The organism is Dielma fastidiosa (genome assembly GCF_000313565.1).
Classification (GTDB): domain Bacteria; phylum Bacillota_I; class Bacilli_A; order Erysipelotrichales; family Erysipelotrichaceae; genus Dielma; species Dielma fastidiosa.
In genome coordinates this window covers 59,393-79,692 of record NZ_HE578924.1, presented here as the reverse complement: position 1 = coordinate 79,692, position 20,300 = coordinate 59,393, and the positions used below count along the sequence as shown (strand labels likewise).

Sequence of the window (20,300 nt, the reverse complement as noted above, 5' to 3'; positions counted from 1 at the left end):
CCATCTTTCTTTATAAACTTTCAGATATAAAATTATTCTCATGAATCGGCAGATGCAGACTCATCATTGAAGGCTCTTCAATCGTATCACCGACAATTTCATCATCGACATGATAAACAATGATTTCTTTATCACTGTCACAGATACAGCACATCATCGCATTGGCTGTTTTCTGTGAACGGCAGATTAATTCATTGACAATCAGCTGATCTTCATTTTCATCATATACCAAGTAACCGTCAATTTCATCTTGTGAGCGGTGAATTAAGATTCGTCCGCTGCATTTCGCATAGGGAATCAGATAATCTTGATAATAGCTCAGATCACGGATGCGGTAACCATTCTTGTCCTGTACATATTCATTATACAAGCTAAGCAAGGCCGCGGCGTCTTCACAGCAGTCACAATGCTTCTCCAATCCCTCATAGGCCGCTTTGCGAAGGATGGTTTTGCGCCGTTTATAACTCGTTTCAAACCCGAAAGGCTTATACAGCTCCCAATCATAGGCTTGAATCAATAAAGGTATCTGAGTATTCTTATCAAGCACATGAGTAAGCAGCTGGCGCATATATCCGCATTCCTGATATTCAGGATCGGTGGCAATTCCTAAAATTAATTTAGCCGCTGTCACTTTACCATCCATCATCAGTTCCATATCCCGCAGATGCAGCATACAGACAAGCTGATCATCATGAAGCAGACACTGTGTTTGTTTAGGGTCATAGAGCTTATCAAAATAAAAGGCAGTGGTTAATGGGTTCTCATCAGGGAAGCTGTTCAGCCAAAGATTTTTAATCTGTGGCAGCAGATTATCATTGGCGGGTACGATCTCTGCCTTGCCGGGTAAGATTCTGAAACGCTTAATCCGATAAATCGGATGCATATCAAGCTTAGCTTTTCTAAGCTCCGGCAAGCCTAAATCATCCTCCCTATCCATTTTGGTATAGGCAGCAGGCAGGGATTCCAGGAAGCATTTTAAAATAGCGACACTTAACCCGCGGTATTCATGATTCACCTTTTCCACATGGATCTGAATCAGCTCATCATCAATCGGCGATGCGAGAATGAAGCCTTCAATCTGACCATGAATTCTCAATATTCCGCCTAATAATGGCAGCTGATCAAAATTCGCAAGCATGCGTCGGATACCGATCAATTCATTTTCAATATCCTGAATATGACTGTGGTTATTTTTCCATGTATCTAAGAAAACGTATAATTCATCAAATTGTGAGGGAGCTAAAGGTTCAAAGCTATAATCACTGCCATTTTCCTTTATAAAGGCATTGTAATGATTGCGTCTTTTCTGCATCTTTTTACCAGATAAATCACGATGCTGGGCAATATCATAGACATAATCATCTCTTTCTCTTTCCCGCTGATAGACAAATGGATAGTGTGCTTGCTGACACCAGCGTTTGAAATCATCTAATACTTCACAGAGAACAAAAGGGAAGTGATGCTCATTACTATAACGCTGCATGGCATCCATCGCTTCATGGCGGTATCGTTCATCACATAAAGGGGTCAGCCATTCCCATGTGTCATGCATATGAATCAGCAATAATGTATAGTTTTCGTGCATTTCCATATACAGCTCATAAACATGATCCCACATGATCCATGAACAGATATTGGAATTAAAATCATGATTGTTGTATTGCTTAAACAGCGCTGCCAGCTGTTTATAATCTTGAGGATTGAATTTTATCATAACACACCTGCTTTTTTATTAATCAAGAGAAAATCCGGCTGAACCGGATTATTGAATACCTGCATTTTCTTTGTCAATCTGATCGACGGCGCTTAAGCCTGCGACATGACCTTCACCGGCTGCTTTCATATACTGATAAGGCTTGCCTGTGCAGTCGCCAGCCGCAAATAAACCATGGAAATTAGTTTCCATCTGACGGTTTACTTTGATGTGGCCGTCTTCAATTTCAAGTCCGTTAACGAGCTGAGAAGGCTCAACACTGTCTCTGAGTACAAAGATACCATCGGTATTCAATGTCTGATTTTTTAATACGAGACGGGTTGCTGACTGCTCACCTTCAATGCGCAAAGGCACATCCTTGACTACATTGATTGAACTTTTCAAATCATCAGTCTTAACATTAACCGGTACAAAATCAACATGCTCCGCGATTTCCGCAATGTAATTTGCTTCATGGATACTTTCTTCACTATAACCGACAACCACTACAGAGCGGCCCTTATAAAGCGGCGCGTCACAGGTAGCACAGTAGGAAACACCCATGCCTAAGAAATCAGCTTCATTTTCAATGGAACGTGTCAGTTCCACGCCGCTGGCCAGTATGACCTTGCGGGCTTCATACATATTACCGGCACCAGCCAGCATAAAACTGTCGCCATTTGGATAAACGGCGGTAATCTTTTCTTCAGTAATTTCAATATTCATTGCCTGAATATGTTCTTGAAACGCTTGGGCAATTTCACTGCCGCTCTTACCATAAAAACCAAGATAATTATCAATGCGGTGGGCTTTGACTAACTTGGTTGATAAATTTTTATTGCCAAATACAATGATGTTCTTTTTCCGGATCGTTGCATTGATGGCGGCCTGAAGACCGGCTACCCCGCTGCCAATGATCGCAATATCGTATAATTCGTTCATGCTGCACCCTCTTTTCCTTATTAGTATAGCCGATTCTTTGCTTAACGTCATCTCTTTTGCATAAGAATATAAAAAAAACCGGACACCGGTTTTCTTAATCATGGATGGCTGTCAGCTGACACCAGCATCGGCATTGGGTAATCCGTTTGCCGTTATCACCCTGATCTGTATCATAGGCAAATTGCTGAAGTAGGGCGCAGGGAAAATCATGACATAACCCACAATGAGCCAATGCCTTATCCTCACAGCACGTTTTTACCGGACATGCCTCACCCCAAAACGGTTTCTTAATGTTTGTACATCCCTGACAATTCATCGAATTTCTAAACTCACACTCGCTGCATAACAAGCCGCATCTTGATTCAATCATCATTCCACTCTCCTTTATAGGATAGAGTGTAACATAGGCATGATGACAGCTGTATGTCACTATTCAAAATATTTATTATATAATGCCAGTGCCCGTGCTTTTAATTCCTGGCGATATTCTGCCGGTTCAATCAATTCAGCCTGATCATGAAAGCTCAGCACCCATTCAAGCAGATATTCTTTATTGGTAAAATCAAATTCAAAACGCAGCAAATGATCATTCAGTTCGGTGCAGGAATCGATGCCATACTCTTCAATCACCCGATATTTAACATTCTTATTAAAATGGATGACGGCATGAATCGTATCGGTAAAATAAGTGTTAAAGGCCAGCTTTTCCTGAGGGATATCCATTAGCTCAAAGGGTTTTTCACTCTGCTTTAGATTCCACAGGCGATTTAATTTAAACAGCTTGAATTGTTCAGCGGCTGCTTCATAGCCCAACACATACCAGCTCGACCATTGAAATACGATTAAATAGGGATTGAGCTGCACTTGATGCTCACCCTTTGAACCGCAGTAATCAAAACCGATTACACAGCTTGTCTCAATCGCTTTGCGGATCAGTTCAATCTTGGGAGCCAAGGTGTTTTTGTAATGGGAAGACAAGTCAATCAAAATGTGCTGATCGGCATAGATGCCATGTTTATCAGATAAAAATTTATCCATGATCTGTTGATAGCGATTATCGGCAGCAATGCTGTCCAAACTTAAAAGGCCGGTAAATATCGCCTGCAGTTCTTTTTTGGTAAACAGTGTTTTATCAAGCTTATAATTTTCATCCATCATGATGCCGCCATTGCTGCCGGTGTTACTTATGATAGGAATGCCTGCCAAGGTTAGATCGTTAAGATCGCGGTATATCGTGCGTTTCGATACATTAAATTTCTGTGCCAGCATAGCTGCTGTGACTTTCTTGTTTTGCAGCAAGATTATAATTATTGCCATCAGCCGTTCAATTTTCATCAGTATCCCTCAGCTTTCATTTGATATTTTAACACAGAACAAAAAATAAGACACTTTTTCAAGTGCCTGTTTATTCAAGAATCATGCGGTCAGAAAATTCATTTTCAGTCTTACTGCTGTATAAGCTGATTAATTTTTCCACCGTCATATTTTTTCTTTCTTCACCCTCTAAGATGAAAGCAATCTGTCCGTCATTCATGACCAGTGTTTTATTGCCATATTCAAGGGCATTGGAGATATTATGGGTAATCATCAACGTCGTAATGTGATGTTCAGCAATAATATCATTGGTAATCGTCATTACTTTTTCACTGGTTTTCGGATCAAGGGCCGCTGTATGTTCATCAAGCAGCAGCAGCTTTGGCGTGACAATCGTTGCCATCAGCAAGGTTAATGCCTGACGCTGACCGCCGGAGAGTAAGCCGACTTCTGTTTTCATCCGATCTTCTAATCCGAGGTTTAATGCCTTTAATGTTTCATAGAAGAATTCTCTTTCTTTCTTTCGGATACCCAATGACAGCGGTCCATGTCCGCTGGCGCGGCAGTAGGCAAGACCGAGGTTTTCCTCAATCGTCATATTGGGTGCCGTTCCTTTCATAGGGTCCTGAAAGAGATGACCGATCACATTGGCCCGCTTATGTTCTTTGGTGAAGGTCATATCCTGACCATCGATAAAGATGCTTCCCTCATCTGGCTCATACGTACCGGCAATCACGTTCAGAAGCGTCGATTTACCAGCGCCGTTGCTGCCGATGACGGTCACAAAATCACCATCATCAAGATGCAGATTCAGATGGGATAAAGCCTTGCGTTCATTAACGGTATGGGCATTAAAGGTAATACTGATATCTTTTAAATCAAGCATGATTGCGGCCTCCTTTGCGGCGTCTGAAAGCGATGGCTGACTGGATAGAAGGGATTGAAATAGCAGCCGTAACGAGAATGGCAGAGAGCAGTTTTAAATCACTGGCCTCAATGCCGAACTGCAGGGCAATCGTTAAAATATAACGATAAATAATTGCCCCGGCAGCAACGCTGATCAGACGCACAAGCAGAGGTTTGCGGTTAATCAGACTTTCGCCGATAATAATTGAGGCTAGTCCGATTACCATCATGCCGATGCCGCTTGATAGATCCGCAAAGCTCTGGTGCTGAGCAAAGACGGCGCCGGATAAGGCAACAAGGGCATTCGCTAAAGCTAAACCAAGAATTTTCATTCGGTCAGTATTGATTGAAGACGCGCGAACCATGACTTCATTATCGCCGGTAGCCCGCAAAGCAAGACCGCTTTGCGTTTTGAGAAACAGCAGCATGAAGACGATGATTAATACGACCAGCAGAAAGAGCACAATCGTTTTCGCATAAGCACTGCCAAATAGCTGATTAAATGGAGTGAAAATTGAATCAAAGCCAAACAGTGAAATCGTTGGCCGCTTATCCATGATCCGCAGATTAATGGAATACAGACCGGTCATTGTTAAAATGCCGGATAAAATGTATTGAACTTTTAATTTAGTCTGCAGGATACCGGTTACAGCACCTGCCAAACCACCGCAGCCAAGCGCCGCAGCCAAGCCTAAAAAGGGATGGCCGGCCAGCGTCAGCATGGCAGAAACGGCCGCTCCAAGGGTAAAGGAGCCATCGACTGTCAGATCGGGGATATTCAAAATTTTAAAGGAGATGAATAAACCGAGGGATAGGATCGTAAAGATACACCCCAGTTCAAAACCGCCTTGAATGATAAATAGATTCATGTTCTCACTCCTGTTGTTATCGTTTATTCAAAAATTACTGTCGTATCGCTGTTCTTTAATGCGTCAGGAATTGTAATACCTAAAGCATCAGCGGTTGTCTGATTGAAATATGTGTAAAGATTCGTATCAAATACTTTTACCGGAATCTCTGAAATATCACTGCCTTCAATTACCTTGGCAATCATTCTTGCTGTTTCTTTGCCTAAATCTTCATAATTGATACCGATACTTGCAAAGCCGCCGTCCTGAACCATGCTGTCAGCGCCGACATATACCGGACATTGTACTTGCTGAGCTGCCATATTCAAAGCGTCAATGCTGCTGGCAATCGTATTGTCATTAGGGGCAAAGATAGCGTCTACCTTACTGGCAAGCACTTGTGCTGTCTGCTGAATTTCAGCGGCTGCGGAAATCGTAGCTTCAACCAATGTCAGATCATTTTCTTCACAATATGCTTTTACTTTATCAAGATTGGATACGGAATTCGCTTCACCGGCATTATAGATATAGCCTAAGGTTTTTAATTCAGGATCGATGGTCCGTGCTAAGTCAAGAATCTGAGCAACCTGAATCTCATCACTGGTACCGGTAATATTCTTATCCGGCTTATTTGGATCAGTGATTAAACCGGCACCTACCGGGTCAGATACAGCTGAGAAGATCACCGGAATATTTTCGGCATACGGGGCAGCCGCCGCCGCGGTTGGTGTAGCAATCGCTACGATTAGATCCTTATTATCACCGGCAAAAGTCTGCATGATTGAATTAAGTGTTGATTGTTCACCCTGAGCATTCTTGGCATCTACCTGAATATTCTCGCCGTCCTTATAGCCTAAGACCGCAAGCTCTGCAAGCATACTTTCACGAATCGTATTCAAAGACGTATGTTCAATGATCTGTGCTAAACCAATCTTATAAACATGATCCGCAGTTGACGGGTTTTCAGTTGGCGCTGTTTCATTAGCACAGCCTGCCAGCATACAGGTCATTAAGCCTGCCAATAAGTAAGTCGATATTTTTCTCATTTTCAATTTCCTCTCTTTCATGAAATGAATCGCTACTTATGTTTGTATTGAGAAGGGAACTAATAAAAAAAGCACCCGTCCTGAAAGAATCTCTTTCATAAGGACAAGTGCGTTGAAATCGCTCCTGCGGTACCACCTTAATTGATGTATAACATCCACTCTTCAAAATGCAAACACATTTCTGTTCGATAACGGGAACTTCCGTACTCAGATACTTGGACTTTCATCCTTTCACCTGTCCCTCCAAGGTCCATTTACAAGACCGCATTTCTGTCAGGCTTCCACCAATGCCTAACTCTCTATCAGCGCGTATCAGGTTTTATCTCCCTGTCTTAGGTTTGTATATAGAATACTCCTGATGAAAGAGTTTGTCAATATGAAAATGAAAATTTACAATAAATATTCATGCTCTTTCATAGTTTACATCTTTTATACATCTGTGAAATTATAATAAAATTGTAAATTTAATTTGGAAAAGCAATTTCTATATTTCTTAATTTCTTATATCTGTTAAAATAATATATATAGTCTTAAAGGGGCACATCATATGGATACAGAGCACAGCAAAATAAAAAAACGTAAAAGCCGGGTTGATTGGCAGGTTTCGGTTTTAACTGCGGCCATTGTGATCGTTTCCTGTTCTCTGATCTTTTTTATTAATTATCGGCTTTCTTATAATAATATGATTGACGAGCTTCAAAGCCGGGCGTCTACGATCAGAGATACACTGGAAGATGAGATGATCCGTGAAATGTTCACTGAATTAAATGTGCGTGAGGATGATCAAAGTGAGCTCTATCAGATTGCTAAGGATAAAATGGAAGATATCCGCAAAGTAACCAGTGTGCGTTATCTATATACGGCGAAGAAAACAGCAGACGGTGATTTTATATATTTAGTTGATGGCTTGCCAAGTGACAATGATGATTTCCGTTATATCGGTGATTTGATCGAACCTGAGTGTATCCCTGATCTGCAGCGGGCGCTGAATGGCGAGACGGTTTTACCTAATGAAATCAATCATACGACATGGGGAAATGTATTTATCTCGTATTTTCCAATTGTTGAGGATGATGAGATTGCGGGTGTTTTAGGCATTGAATTTGATGCTAACCGCCAGTATGCTACCTTCCGTACAATGCGGATCGTAACTCCCTTGGTAATTTTGGCTGCTTGTTTTGTTGCGGCATTTATTGCGATAAAGCTATTTAAGCGAATCTCCAATCCTACTTATCAGGATTTGGCAAACACCGACTTTTTAACGGGTTTAAAGAACCGCAATGCCCTGGAGGTAGATTTAAGTAATTTTGAGTTTGCCGGTGAATACCCATTCTCGGTACTGATGTTAGATCTTGATGGATTGAAGCAGGTAAATGACAACTACGGTCACTCTGCCGGCGATCAGTATATTAAACGCTGCTGCGATATTATCAGAAGCTGTATTCCTGATGACAGTGCTGTTTATCGCATGGGCGGTGATGAATTTATCGTAATTCTTAAAAACTATACGCCGGATTATCTAAAGGATATGGTTCATATAATGGTTCATAAAGTCAAAGAGGAAAATGAAAAACAGGCATATCTTTTCAGTATTTCAATCGGTTATGCCGTTTATGACACGACTGTGGATAAGAATATTTTAGATACAATTAAGCGGGCTGATTCATCAATGTATGAATATAAGAAAAAGCATAAAATAAGCAACAGTGATAAGGATGTCTGATCCTTATCTTTTTTTTGATTGACACTATATACTATGCAATGTATAATATGTTGCATAAGGAGGTATTTAGATGGACATACAATTAAAAAAAGGCTTGATTGAGATTTGTGTACTTGCCTCTTTGAAGAAGAATGATTCCTATGGGTATCAAATCATTAAAGATTTATCTGTCTGTGTTGCCATTTCTGAATCGACTTTGTATCCGATTCTAAGACGGCTTGAGAGCAGTGAATGTCTGAAGGTTTATACTATGGAACATAATGGCAGATTAAGAAAGTATTATCATCTGACCGTAAAGGGAAGAGAGCGCATCGATGAATTTCTTGAAGACTGGGATCAGATTATGAATATTTATGAGTACATCAAAGGAGGAAATGAAAATGAATAAGCAGGAATTTATGCAGCTGCTTGAGCAGCGGATCAAACTGCTTCCCTTATCGGAAAGACATCGTCTCATTAACTTTTATAATGAAGCGTTAGAGGATCGTATCGAAGAGGGAATGAGTGAGGAGGATGCAGTGGCGAGTCTGGATGGCTTGGATGAATTGTCGCTGAATCTGTATGATGAAATTAAAGAGGAGCCAATTGAGAAAGATAAACGTACAAATATCATACCTTGTGCTGTGAAATGGTTTCTGATCGTCTTAACATCACCAATCTGGCTGATGATTCCTGTTATACTTTTGATTCTCTTGTTGGTATGGGGCTTATTGCTGGTGATCCTGCTTGTTTTTGGCCTTTGCTTTTTGATTATGGCGGTCTGCGGAATCTTCTTAATGCCAAGTGTATATAGTGTCAATTTCCCATCTTTTGTTGTTTTGACTGGGACAGTGCTGCTCAGCATCGGGTTGGCCCCATGGTGCTGGTTTGGCTTTAAAGCATGGACGCCAACCTTTGTGAATTGTTGTAAAAGCATGCCTGGCTGGTGTTTGAGCCAATGGCAGAAGGCGGTGAAAGCATGATTAAAATGATAAAGCAAATCAGTTTAATGCTGATTTCAGCAGGGCTGCTGCTGATTCTGGGTGGTTTTGCATCAGTGGATTTTGATGTATACAAGCTGAGTACCGTCATTGATGAAGAGGTTGTTTATCGGACGAAAACCATACCGTTGGATGAAATCAGAAAATTGACGGTTTCTGTATCATACAGCGATTTAGTGATTGAAACTTCGCCGACGGATGATTTTGTTATTACTTATCCGGAAAGTGAATCCTTACAATATAATTTAAATGTTACAAGTAATCGAATTGATCTTGAAAAGAAATCAGTGCTGAAGCTGATGAATTGGTTTACCATTACAGATCGCGAGGATACGGTTGTTACGATACAGGTGCCGAAAGCTTTTCAAGGCGTGCTTGCGGTTAATGGCAGTCATGGTGATGCACAAATTAAGGATTTACAATCATTAAGTATGTTTACGGTAGATTATAAATATGGTGATTGTTGGCTGACGTCAATTGATGCTGAGAGTGTTAGTCTGCAATTCGCACATGGCAAATCAGTTCTTGAAAACTTCCAATGCGAATCATTGAGTATAGAGGATGGGTATATGGAAAGTGAATATGATACGCTAAAGATTAGTGAAGACTTAAGGATTAGCAGCAGCCATGGCAGTGTTGAGATGTCAAATGTAGAAGCTGATTTAATGAGAAATGATTTTAATTACAGCTCCTTAACGATCGCGGATAGTAAGTTTGCCGAACAGGTCAATATCATTATGGCTCATGAAGATGTCAAAATCAAAACCTCATCCATGGCGGGTCTTTGCGTAGATGGCAACTATGTCAATCTGCAGCTGCAGGATAATGATGTTCAGTCAATTTATGTGGATCTGCGCCATGGTGATGTAGAAGGTACATTAAAGGGTGCTGAGGATGAATATTCAACCAATGCTGTGGTAACTCATGGTGATGCCAATATAAGTTCTCAGTATAGAGAGGGTGCAAAATATGAGCTTGATTTGATGCTTGACTACAGCAACGCCAAACTGGCATTCACGAAATAATTGATTCACATAAAAAAACATAGTTTTCATGTATTTTATTGATAGACTTGGGGTATAGTATTATCAGGCAAGGAAAAGAACTTGCCGATGAAAATAGACAATCCCTAATCTAGTTTCATTCATATTCTATCCCCTTATAAATAATTTAGTAGAAGAAGCGTTTCCCCTGACGCTTCTTTTACTTTGCGGATTTTTTTCATATCACATAAAAAAACATAGTTCTCATGTATTTTATTGATAGACTTAGGGTATAGTATTATCAGGCAAGGAAAAGAACTTGCCTAATGAAAATAGACAATCCCTAATCTAGTTTCATTCATATTCTATCCCCTTATAAATAATAATTAGCAAAAGAAGCGTTTCCCCTGACGCTTCTTTTGTTTTATAATGTGCATGGTGATACGATGAAACAGGTTTTATTACAATTAAAGTGTCCGCATTGTTTTCATGTGAATCTGAAAGTTGCGGAAACGATTGTCAATCCGAATATTGAATCTGATCTCAAGCGTCAGATTTTAAATGATGAGTTTTTTACGCTTCGCTGCCGATGCAACACGCCCATTCATTTTCTTTATCCATGTGTTTATGTGGATAAGAAGCAGCATTTGATTTTATTCATGAAGGAAGCAGAGGTTCTGCATGACGACCGCTGTATTCAGAGGCTGGTACATGACGCTGAGCAGTTTAAAGAAATGATCCGCATCGCAGATGCGCATTTAGATGATCGGGCAGTGATTCAAATCAAGCGCCGGCTGCTGTCAAAGAATGGGAAGCAGCTTCTGTATTTTCTTGATTGTGACGGCGAGTATTTATGGTTTACCTGTGAGGGTCAAATCAGCGGTGTTGCGAAAGCTGATTATGATAAGCTTGCTGCCAAGCTGGCGCCGCCCACGCATGAGGTAATTGATGTAGATTTGTTATAGATAGAAAAGCGATAGCCGTCATGACTATCGCTGTTATTATTTTATGGGAATGGTTTTGCCGTTTAAGAGCCGCTCTACATATTCATTGGCCGGCTGCTCAACAATGGTCTTCGGTGGAGCGAATTGCTGGATTTGACCTTGATCAAGCACTAAGATTTTGGTGCCAAGTGTTAAGGCTTCATTGATGTCATGGGTGACGAAAATAATCGTGATTCCTGTTTTTTGATGAATGTCCTTGATTTCCTTTTGCAGCTGTTTGCGGGTAATTTCATCGACAGCACCAAAGGGTTCATCCATCAGCAGGATATTCGGTGAAGCTGCCAAAGCACGGGCAATGCCAACTCGCTGCTGCTGACCGCCGGATAATTCAGAAGGGTAACGGGTACGCAGTTCATCAGAAAGCCCAACAATTTTCATCCACTTTGCGACTGCAGCTTTGGTTTTCTGTTTATCCCGCTTGTTCCAAAGGTTAGGCACATAGGATATATTTTCTTCTACATTCATATGCGGGAAAAGCACGCTGCCTTGAATGCAGTAGCCGATACTGCGGCGCAGGGTAATTAAATCCTCCTCCTGAATATTTTTGCCATTCACCAAGACGCTGCCGTGATCGGGCAGAATCAGACCGTTGATCATTTTCAGCAGTGTTGTCTTGCCGCTGCCTGAGGAGCCGATCATGCATAAAAATTCGCCTTGTTCAATTTCTAAATTAAAATCTTTAATGATTGCTTTATCGTTATATTTTTTCTCTATATTTTTAAATTGCAGAATTGCTGTCATAGTCACACCTCCTATATTAAACCTTTCTGCCGCAGAAATTTCATGGCAATATCCCTTGGCTCAGCCCCCATGGTTTCAACCTCATAATTCATCTCAGCCATTTCCTTGTCGGTTAAAATTTGTTCCAGCTGTTTAAAGATTTCATTGAGTTCAGGATGCTGCTGCAGCACCTCAGAGCGGATTACGTTGCCGCATTGATAGGAAGGATAGAAATTAAAATTATCATTCAGCACGGTAATATCAGCAATGCTGTATTGACCATCCGTGGTAAAAATCGGCATAACATCAATTTTACCTTCATTGATTGCCTGATATTTTAAACCGATGTCAAGATCAACGGTGCTTTTAAAATGCAGATTGTAGGCCGCGCACAATGGGTCATAGCCGTCCTCACGTTCAAAGAAGTCATATTCAGCACCAAAGATCAGCTGATCGGCAATTGCCTGCAAGTCCGATATATCCTCTAAATGATATTGATCAGCAATGGATTTTCTTACTGCCAGTGCATAGCTGTTCGCAAAACCGTACATGCCAACCCATTCCATTTGATATTGATCCTGATAGCCGCTTTGCAGCTGATCAAACATGTCTTCAGTATACAGCTTTGATTGTTTTAAAACCATGTTCCAGCCCGTACCGGTATATTCAGGATATAGGTCAAACTCACCGCTTTCCATGGCTGGCTGAATGTTTGATGTGCCGCCGCCAACACCTTGAGTAATTTCTACATTCAAATCAGTTTTTTCTTCAATCAGAATCTCAAGCATTTCGCCGAGAATATATTGCTCCGTCATAGGCTTGGTTGCGATATGGAGCGTATTGTCAGCGGGTTTACTGAAGAACATGAAGGCCGCAAGCAAGAATGCAAGGCCGGCGATACTGCCGCTGATGATCGTGATTTTTTGCTGATTGCGGCGGATGTGTTTAACCTGCAGCGATTTTTCAATAAAGCCTAAAACGGCATCAAAAACCAGGGCAAGAAGTGCAATCAGCAGACTGCCGGTAATTGTCATTGCCGCGTTATTAGTCGTAATGCCGCGATAAATGGCGACACCTAAGCCGCCGGCACCGATAAAGGATGCAATACCGGCTAAGGCGATTGTCATCGTTACCATGTTGCGGATACCGGACATGATTACCGGCAGGGCTAACGGCAGCTTGATTTTGGTAAGAATCTGAAAATCAGTGCTGCCCATGCCTCTTGAGGCTTCGATGATATTCTCATCCACATTGCGGATGCCGGTATAAGTATTTCTGACCATTGGCAGCAAGGCATAAAGTGTAAGGGCAATGATCGCCGTCGTATTGCCGATGCCGCTTAGCGGAATTAAAAAGCCGAGCATGGATATAGAAGGAATTGTATAAAGAAAATTGATGATGCCCAGAACGGGCTTAGAGGTTTTGCTGTATTCACTGACGAAGATGCCGATGCAGCCGCCGATAATGATAGCAATACAAATGGCAATCATAGATATGGTTATATGCTGAATACAAAGATTAATGAAAAAAGCACTTCTTTCAGTAAGTAATGTCAGTATATCTTGAATCATAAGATCCTCCTTTTGATCGCATGGATCGGACATACTTCCATGCAGTATCCACAATGCAGACAGTGTGTCTGCTTGATTTCATAAATGTTGCCTTGCTGAATGCATTGCTGGGGACAGCCTTTTGCACATTTTCCACAGCTGATACAGGCATCGCTGATTTCAAAACCCTCTGTTAATGGCTCAGCAGTTCCAATCGCCGATGATGCTCTGGTGATCGGCGTTTTACTTAAGTCAAAGTATTCAAGCGTACCGTTGCGGATACAGAAAGGCTCAAGCACGTAGCGGGATTGACCGGGATAAACGGTATTCATAACAGGATTCGCTTCAAAAATTTTATCAATCCAATATTTCTGATCGGATAAATGTTCTGCTTTGCCGGTAAGCCGAATCGTTTGGTATGTCTTAGTCATGCCTAGGATTGCGGTATTCGGATTTAAGCAGAGCTGGCGGTAAAACGCCTTGCCCCTAGCGGTACAGAATATCAGGGCATCATTCTCTACAAGCATGATATCGATGATTCGATTTTGCGGACAGCCGTTTTCATCAACCGTTGCGAACGCGGCACTTTTAATTTCTCTTAACATATTCAGATAGTGATTGTTTTTCATCGGGAACCTCCTGTCGATTTTGATGATAAAATTGTTATTAGTTTATAGGATAAATAGGAAGTAGGTACAAAAATGTGGGTTGCAGCTAAAAAGCAGTCAATGGGAGTTAGAGACAAAAAAGTGTGCAGATATAGAGTATCGCACACTTAAAGCTTTAATGAATGATATGGTAATGCTCCTATCCAAACTATACACGTTCTTAAGCTGACAGGCAAGCGAGATGATTATTTAAGCTTCTGCCAGTCTTTTCGCAAGAAGAGATAGGTAATGACAGGAATTAACGCGGAGCCAATGAATGACATGATAATGGCAGCTGCTAGATTTGTATCAGTGGTAAAGCCGCTGATTAAACCATTAATAAATGAACACAGATAGCATACACACATGAAGAGATAGCCGGCTTTTCTTTCGGTAAACAGCAGGATGCACAGACCGGCCAAGGCAGTCAAGGCAATCACCACTGAAAGCATGCGGCCTGAAAAGGCGTTAAGAAGGGTGGTTGCAGCCGAGAGAGCCAGCGCACACCAAAGCCAGATTTTAGCGGCTTTACGCATGGCTGTTCACCTTCTTCCACATTGCTTCAGCAATCGCTTTGAATTTGTTTAAATCATTGTTATCCGGATGGGTTTGTCCCTGATCGAAATTGTCGATTAAGGATTGAAATTTTTCAGGTTCCTGATCCAGCATCGATTCATATCGTTTTCTAACAGTTATCGGCATCTTGCCCTGACACATGAACTGACCAACGAGGGTGTTGTCTGGTTCAAGCAGGTTGGTAACATTCGTTAATATACGGCTGAAATATTCATCGCTGCGGCCAAATCCGGCAGTGCCAAACAGAAAAATCTGTTTATGATGCACGGTTTTTAAAAATGCTGTCAGCGCTTCATCACAGCAGCCTTTATCCGTCCAGAAACCTATGCAGATCAAATCAGCTTCTAAGGCTTGCTGATCCGGCAGACCATAATAGATACATTCACTATCAGGCAGGGTGTTTTTTAATGTTTCAGCAAGCTGACGGGTGTTGCCGGTATGACTGCTGAATAGAATTGAAAATTTCATAAATCAAACCTCCTTCATCAACCAATTAGTATGATTTAGACCGGCGGACACAATGCTGATCACTCTGAATCAGTTTTTCAAGCAGCTTCATCAGCTGCTCCCTTTCTTCAGCAGAAAAGGCGGCAAGTACCTCGTTGTCCCAGCTGTAAAATAATTCGTGGCTGAGCTTAAAAGCCTGTTCACCTTTTTCGGTTAAGGTCAGGATATGGGCGCGGCGGTCCAAAGGGTTCGTTTCCTGCAGCAGCAAATCAGCCTGCTCCAGCTTAACAATGGAACGGGTAGTGTGGCCAATGTCCATATGCAGTGCTTTTGCCAGATCTTTAGGTGAACAGGCAGGGTGTTTGCCTACATATAAGATAAAAAATAGCATACCCTGTGAAAGTCCGAGTTCACCAAGCTTTTGATTGCAGTAATCAGTAAAGTCCTTGCGCAGCAGCGTTGTAATATAAGCTAATGATGTCTGCATAAACATACCTCCTAAAGTTGACTAGGTCAAGTATAAATCTAATACATGACTTTGTCAACTATATTCAGCAATAAAAAACCATCCTAATCAATAGGATGGCTGCGATTACTTAATCATTGAACGGATACTGGCATAGAGCATAGGTTTGATTTCAAGCAGTTCAAATGGTTTTTTTACAATGATAGAGGCATAGGCAACACTGGATACCAATTCAAAAATCACATATAATGTAGCAATGGCTTCTTTTTCAGTGTAATTTTTATTTGTCATAATTAGTTCAATATATTCTTTCATCATGATTTGAATCGAAAAGTTCTGATGGTTTTTCATATCAGTTAGGATATCATCCCATGATAAATGATTGCGGACGACTTCAAGTATGTTCTGGTTCTGTTTGAAATAGTCAAGAATACAGTCTACCATGACAATGAATTGATCTAGTTTGTTATCCAGCTGCAGGTAGTTTGCGTGGGATAGGGCATCCATTAAAATATCGCCGCTTTTTTTCATGATAATGCGGTTCAGCAGCTGTGTCTTATCTTCAAAATAGAGATAAAAGGTGCCTTTTGCGACACCGGCCTTTTTTACGATCTGATCGATTGAGGTTTTATCAAAGGTGTTATTCATAAATAGTTCATAACCGGATTCCTCCAGTTTTTCTTTTTTTAACCGCTTATTGCGTTCTACTTTACTTTCAGCCATAGATACCTCCTGAAATGCTTCTGATGATATTTTACACTATTATTGATAATTAATCAAAAAACTGACTAATTTGATAATAAAGTTTTAATGAATTGTGGGTTTGATGCAAGTTTTTTTAAAAAATGATTGACAATGTTTTTTATTGATGATATATTTATTGAGCATTCGGTATTGAAAAATATCGAATTTAATATACATGGGGTTTTAGCTCAGCTGGGAGAGCGCCTGCCTTGCACGCAGGAGGTCAACGGTTCGATCCCGTTAAGCTCCACCATATTAAAAAGTAATGTCTAAGAAAAGTTCTTAGACATTTTTTATTTTCCGGTACGAATTTAGATAAAGTTATACAAATTCCTTTAAAAAGCATTGCTTAATAAATCAACCTTGCGTTGGTGTGCAATATACTGGTAGTTTTTCTTTGATTATACTTGTTTCTGGTGTAATACATACTCTTTTGGAGATACACCATAAAACTCTCGAAAAGCTTTATAAAAATTACTGCTGTTACTATATCCCAACATCAAGGCAATTTCTTCATTTGTCAAATTCGTCCCATTCAAAAGAATGGAAGCTCTTTCCATGCGCTGCTCAAGTAAAATTTCTGAGAAAGACTTACCGATTTCACGATGTAGTAAAGTTGAAATATAATTTGGATGATAAGAGAAACGCTTGGCGATATCTTTAAGTGTTACTGTGTCGAAATGTTCCCCTATAAAATTTATAATTTTATCTGAAAGACTCTCACTGATGAATTTTTGATTAACTAATGCATATTGCCGTGCAATCTGCATCAGAAATGATAATACCAAAGGCTTGAGTATTTGTTGTGAATCATCCTGCCGGTTTGCGAATTCAATTACCATCATTTCTAATAAAGTCCTTATATTGCAATCATCCTCAATCTTAAAATGAATGTATTCATCAGAAAATTGGTTTGTAGCAGGATCTAACAGGAAATGAAAAAAATGAGAATTAGCGGACAGCATAGGTAAAAAAGATCGAAAGAAAGTCTCTTTTTGAATCAATACACCAATAATTATTGTTTCTTTGTTATCATGGACGCAAAGGGCATGGCCGGCAAAGGGCTGACCGGCATAGATTTCTCCCTCTTTGATCGTTATACGATTATCATATTTGTAGCTGAGGGAATCATACTCTCCCATATAGGTATAATTAAAATAGAAAAAATCATGTCGATGAAACAATTCCTGTATGCCATTACTTTTATGTACGCAAATCAATATTTTATCTTCTGGATTGCCGGGCCAACGATACATTTTTTCTGATGGAGTACCTACGGGGGATTCATGATAAGTCCAATCCAATGTTAAAAATTGATTTTGAAGAGCTTCAATCGCAGCGCATAATTCCTTTTTACTCATTTTCTTCGTTCTCCAATGTCCACCCGAAATCATTATGATAGATCATTTGTTTTGTCATACCGCCATCAATGCAGATATTCTCGCCAGTAATAAAACCCGCTTTATCTGAACAGAGAAACAAAACCATATTTGCTATATCAAGAGGATAACCAACTCGATGCACAGGGTGCTGTAAAGCATCAGGACCGGTATATTGAACTGATGATGTATCAATCCAACCGGGAGAAATCGAATTTACTCTAATTTTTCCAGCAAGACTTACAGCCAATGCGTGAGTTAGGGCAGAAATACCACCCTTAGCTGCTGTGTAACTTTCTGTGTTTGGCTGGCTCATGCGGTCACGGGAAGAGGATATATTGATAATACATGCATTAGGAGCAAAGTATGGTAAAAATAGTTTTGCTAAGTAAAAGGGTGCAGTGACGCCTACGCGCAGTGCATAATTAAATTCATCATAGGTACATGTATCAATACCTTTCATTAACGGAAGGGCATTATTGATTAAATAATCGATATGTCCATAGTCAGCGATTACTTTCTCTGAAAAACGAACAAGAGTATTTTCATCAGCAAGATCACCTGTAAAATAACCGCCGGGCTGTTTATCTATAATGCATACAACCGCACCTTCTTTTTGAAATTGTTTTGCTATGCATTTGCCAATCCCTTGCATACCGCCGGTAATGACAACAATTTTATTATGGAACATATCCGCTGCCTCCTTCATTTATTTTAACTTCATTATAGCAATGGATATTAGAAAAAGCCAGTGATGTTGTTAAGTTTTAGCGCTGCTTTGTCAGTCGCTTTTATTTATAATCAGATCATTAAGTTTAGGAGGTGTTTTATGAAATCTAAAACATTAAACAGTGAAAACACTGTCTTTTACCGAAAGCTGTTATCCCTCGTATTGCCAATTGCATTTCAACAGTTTATGTTAGCAGCTGTTAGTGCATCAGATGCATTGATGCTTGGCTTTGTTAATCAGGATTCACTTTCAGCAGTATCTCTGGCCGGTCAGATAACATTTGTATTCAATCTTTTTATGGGTGGCTTGACAATGGGAACAAGTATTTTAGCAGCACAATATTATGGTAAAAATGATATGAATTCAATTGAAAAAATATTTGCTTATGTTACAAAAGTATCGTTTTTAATCTCTTCAGCATTTTTCCTGATTTCTTTTTTTGCTCCGGAAATGCTGATGCGGATTTTCACACAGGAGCCACAATTAATAGCGGGTGGTGTCGTATATCTGCGACTTGTTGCAGTATCTTATATATTTACTGGAATATCACAAATTTATCTCTGCATATTGAAAAATACCGGTTTTGCTGTAAAAAGTATGGTTATTGGATCAACTTCTGTGATTATCAACATTTTCTTTAATGCAGCACTTATTTTTGGCTTGTATCTTTTCCCTGAAATGGGTATCGCCGGTGCCGCTCTTGCAACTTCTATATCAAAATTTATTGAATTGATATGGGCATTTGCTGAATCCTTGCGTAAGAAGCATGCGCGGCTTCATCTAAGACTGTGTTTTTCTGCAAATAAGCAATTAGTAAAAGATTATTGGCGATACAGTTTACCAATGCTGGGTGATTATCTTGTTTGGGGTGTTGGCTTTACAATGTATTCGGTTATTATGGGTCATTTGGGTAATGACGCAGTTGCTGCTAACTCGATTGCCAATATTGTAAAGAATTTAATTGTAAGCTTTTGTACAGGGCTTGCTAATGGTGGCGGTATCATTGTCGGCAATGAGCTCGGTATGGGAAATTTGCAGCAAGCAAAAAAATACGGCGGCATTCTTTGGAAAATGGCGGTAATCAGTGGTATTATATCGGGTTTGCTGTTAGTTGCCATTTCGCCATTGATTATACATGTGACAGTCTTAAGTCCGCAAGCAACTGATTATTTAAAATGGATGCTTTTGTTTTGTGCTTGTTACATGATTGCTAAATCAATAAATATGATGACAATTGCTGGTGTATTTCCCGCTGGCGGTGATTCTAAATTTGGTTTGATATGTGATACTGTCACGATGTGGGCATTTGCTGTTCCGGCAGGATTCTTAGCAGCTTTTTATTTTCAACTGCCCGTAGTCATTGTATTTCTTATCATCAATCTTGACGAGGTAGTGAAAGTTCCGGCTGCTATTCTACATTATAAAAAATATGGCTGGCTGAAAAATATCACAAGAGAGGAAACAATTTTGGTGATTGAGTAGCGAGGTATATTTGAAGCGACATGAAATAAAATGCGCTGCTGATCATATAAATAAAGCTTTTATCTGTGCGTGAATTGGCTATTCTGTCAATCAGCATTAAAAATGATATAATGAATAAGA

The 20,300-nt window shown here is 40.2% G+C and carries 22 protein-coding genes and 1 tRNA gene; 7 read left to right on the top strand and 16 right to left on the bottom strand.

What is annotated here, in order from left to right; translation table 11 throughout:
• Positions 1-10 precede the first annotated feature (10 nt).
• The 7 genes from DAHG_RS03725 to DAHG_RS03695 form a co-directional block, all read right to left on the bottom strand.
• Complete coding sequence (locus DAHG_RS03725; protein ID WP_022936981.1) at positions 11-1,714, bottom strand: GNAT family N-acetyltransferase; 1,704 nt, start codon at positions 1,712-1,714, stop codon at positions 11-13.
• A 48-nt stretch (positions 1,715-1,762) separates the two neighbouring features.
• Positions 1,763-2,635: an NAD(P)/FAD-dependent oxidoreductase gene (locus DAHG_RS03720; protein WP_022936980.1), complete on the bottom strand. Its 873-nt coding sequence runs from the start codon at positions 2,633-2,635 to the stop codon at positions 1,763-1,765.
• Positions 2,636-2,729: 94 nt separating this feature from the next.
• On the bottom strand, positions 2,730-3,008 hold the full coding sequence (locus tag DAHG_RS03715) for a DUF3795 domain-containing protein (protein WP_420870386.1): 279 nt from the start codon (positions 3,006-3,008) through the stop codon (positions 2,730-2,732).
• A 56-nt stretch (positions 3,009-3,064) separates the two neighbouring features.
• The gene (locus DAHG_RS03710) at positions 3,065-3,970 is read right to left on the bottom strand and encodes a helix-turn-helix transcriptional regulator (protein ID WP_022936978.1); all 906 of its coding nucleotides are present in this window, start codon (positions 3,968-3,970) and stop codon (positions 3,065-3,067) included.
• Between the two features lie 70 nt (positions 3,971-4,040).
• Complete coding sequence (locus DAHG_RS03705; RefSeq protein ID WP_022936977.1) at positions 4,041-4,835, bottom strand: ABC transporter ATP-binding protein; 795 nt, start codon at positions 4,833-4,835, stop codon at positions 4,041-4,043.
• Positions 4,828-5,724, bottom strand: a complete 897-nt coding sequence (locus tag DAHG_RS03700; protein WP_022936976.1) for an ABC transporter permease — start codon at positions 5,722-5,724, stop codon at positions 4,828-4,830. The genes DAHG_RS03705 and DAHG_RS03700 overlap by 8 nt, the downstream gene beginning before the upstream one ends.
• A gap of 23 nt (positions 5,725-5,747) precedes the next feature.
• Entirely contained in the window at positions 5,748-6,749 is a 1,002-nt protein-coding gene (locus DAHG_RS03695; protein ID WP_022936975.1) for an ABC transporter substrate-binding protein, read from the bottom strand.
• Positions 6,750-7,296: 547 nt separating this feature from the next.
• On the opposite strand from DAHG_RS03695, the gene DAHG_RS03690 reads away from it, so the two are divergent.
• From DAHG_RS03690 to DAHG_RS03670, 5 genes are all read left to right on the top strand, one after another.
• Positions 7,297-8,472, top strand: coding sequence for a GGDEF domain-containing protein (locus DAHG_RS03690; RefSeq protein ID WP_022936974.1), 1,176 nt, complete (start codon positions 7,297-7,299; stop codon positions 8,470-8,472).
• Between the two features lie 70 nt (positions 8,473-8,542).
• Positions 8,543-8,860 carry a PadR family transcriptional regulator gene (locus DAHG_RS03685; RefSeq protein ID WP_022936973.1) on the top strand — a complete coding sequence of 106 codons (318 nt, stop codon included), beginning with the start codon at positions 8,543-8,545 and terminating at the stop codon, positions 8,858-8,860.
• Positions 8,853-9,434 (top strand): DUF1700 domain-containing protein, encoded by a 582-nt coding sequence (locus DAHG_RS18690; RefSeq protein ID WP_022936972.1) that lies wholly within the window; start codon positions 8,853-8,855, stop codon positions 9,432-9,434. Before DAHG_RS03685 ends, DAHG_RS18690 begins: the two co-directional genes overlap by 8 nt.
• Positions 9,431-10,477 carry a DUF4097 family beta strand repeat-containing protein gene (locus DAHG_RS03675; RefSeq protein WP_161650502.1) on the top strand — a complete coding sequence of 349 codons (1,047 nt, stop codon included), beginning with the start codon at positions 9,431-9,433 and terminating at the stop codon, positions 10,475-10,477. Before DAHG_RS18690 ends, DAHG_RS03675 begins: the two co-directional genes overlap by 4 nt.
• Positions 10,478-10,881: 404 nt before the next feature.
• Positions 10,882-11,400 carry a CpXC domain-containing protein gene (locus DAHG_RS03670; RefSeq protein ID WP_022936970.1) on the top strand — a complete coding sequence of 173 codons (519 nt, stop codon included), beginning with the start codon at positions 10,882-10,884 and terminating at the stop codon, positions 11,398-11,400.
• Between the two features lie 36 nt (positions 11,401-11,436).
• Here the strand turns inward: DAHG_RS03670 and DAHG_RS03665 are convergent, their stop codons facing one another.
• From DAHG_RS03665 to DAHG_RS03635, 7 genes are all read right to left on the bottom strand, one after another.
• Positions 11,437-12,180, bottom strand: a complete 744-nt coding sequence (locus DAHG_RS03665; protein ID WP_022936969.1) for an ATP-binding cassette domain-containing protein — start codon at positions 12,178-12,180, stop codon at positions 11,437-11,439.
• An 11-nt stretch (positions 12,181-12,191) separates the two neighbouring features.
• Positions 12,192-13,730 (bottom strand): ABC transporter permease/substrate-binding protein, encoded by a 1,539-nt coding sequence (locus tag DAHG_RS03660; protein ID WP_022936968.1) that lies wholly within the window; start codon positions 13,728-13,730, stop codon positions 12,192-12,194.
• Entirely contained in the window at positions 13,727-14,338 is a 612-nt protein-coding gene (locus tag DAHG_RS03655; protein ID WP_022936967.1) for a pyridoxamine 5'-phosphate oxidase family protein, read from the bottom strand. Before DAHG_RS03655 ends, DAHG_RS03660 begins: the two co-directional genes overlap by 4 nt.
• Positions 14,339-14,562: 224 nt before the next feature.
• Entirely contained in the window at positions 14,563-14,892 is a 330-nt protein-coding gene (locus tag DAHG_RS03650) for a hypothetical protein (RefSeq protein ID WP_022936966.1), read from the bottom strand.
• Positions 14,885-15,400 carry a flavodoxin family protein BilS gene (gene bilS / locus DAHG_RS03645; protein ID WP_022936965.1) on the bottom strand — a complete coding sequence of 172 codons (516 nt, stop codon included), beginning with the start codon at positions 15,398-15,400 and terminating at the stop codon, positions 14,885-14,887. The genes DAHG_RS03650 and bilS overlap by 8 nt, the downstream gene beginning before the upstream one ends.
• 25 nt (positions 15,401-15,425) lie before the next feature.
• Positions 15,426-15,866, bottom strand: coding sequence for a bilirubin utilization transcriptional regulator BilQ (bilQ, locus tag DAHG_RS03640; protein ID WP_022936964.1), 441 nt, complete (start codon positions 15,864-15,866; stop codon positions 15,426-15,428).
• Positions 15,867-15,971: 105 nt separating this feature from the next.
• Positions 15,972-16,568 carry a TetR/AcrR family transcriptional regulator gene (locus DAHG_RS03635; protein WP_022936963.1) on the bottom strand — a complete coding sequence of 199 codons (597 nt, stop codon included), beginning with the start codon at positions 16,566-16,568 and terminating at the stop codon, positions 15,972-15,974.
• Between the two features lie 198 nt (positions 16,569-16,766).
• Here DAHG_RS03635 and DAHG_RS03630 point away from each other — a divergent pair.
• Positions 16,767-16,842, top strand: a tRNA-Ala gene (locus tag DAHG_RS03630).
• 148 nt (positions 16,843-16,990) lie between these two features.
• Here DAHG_RS03630 and DAHG_RS03625 read toward each other — a convergent pair.
• Together DAHG_RS03625 and DAHG_RS03620 are read right to left on the bottom strand one after the other, a co-directional pair.
• A complete protein-coding gene (locus DAHG_RS03625; RefSeq protein ID WP_022936962.1) occupies positions 16,991-17,950 on the bottom strand; it encodes a helix-turn-helix transcriptional regulator in 960 nt (319 codons plus the stop codon).
• Positions 17,943-18,659: an SDR family oxidoreductase gene (locus DAHG_RS03620; RefSeq protein ID WP_022936961.1), complete on the bottom strand. Its 717-nt coding sequence runs from the start codon at positions 18,657-18,659 to the stop codon at positions 17,943-17,945. Before DAHG_RS03620 ends, DAHG_RS03625 begins: the two co-directional genes overlap by 8 nt.
• Before the next feature lie 138 nt (positions 18,660-18,797).
• Between DAHG_RS03620 and DAHG_RS03615 the strand changes: the two genes are divergently transcribed.
• On the top strand, positions 18,798-20,180 hold the full coding sequence (locus tag DAHG_RS03615; protein WP_022936960.1) for an MATE family efflux transporter: 1,383 nt from the start codon (positions 18,798-18,800) through the stop codon (positions 20,178-20,180).
• Positions 20,181-20,300: the final 120 nt, after the last annotated feature.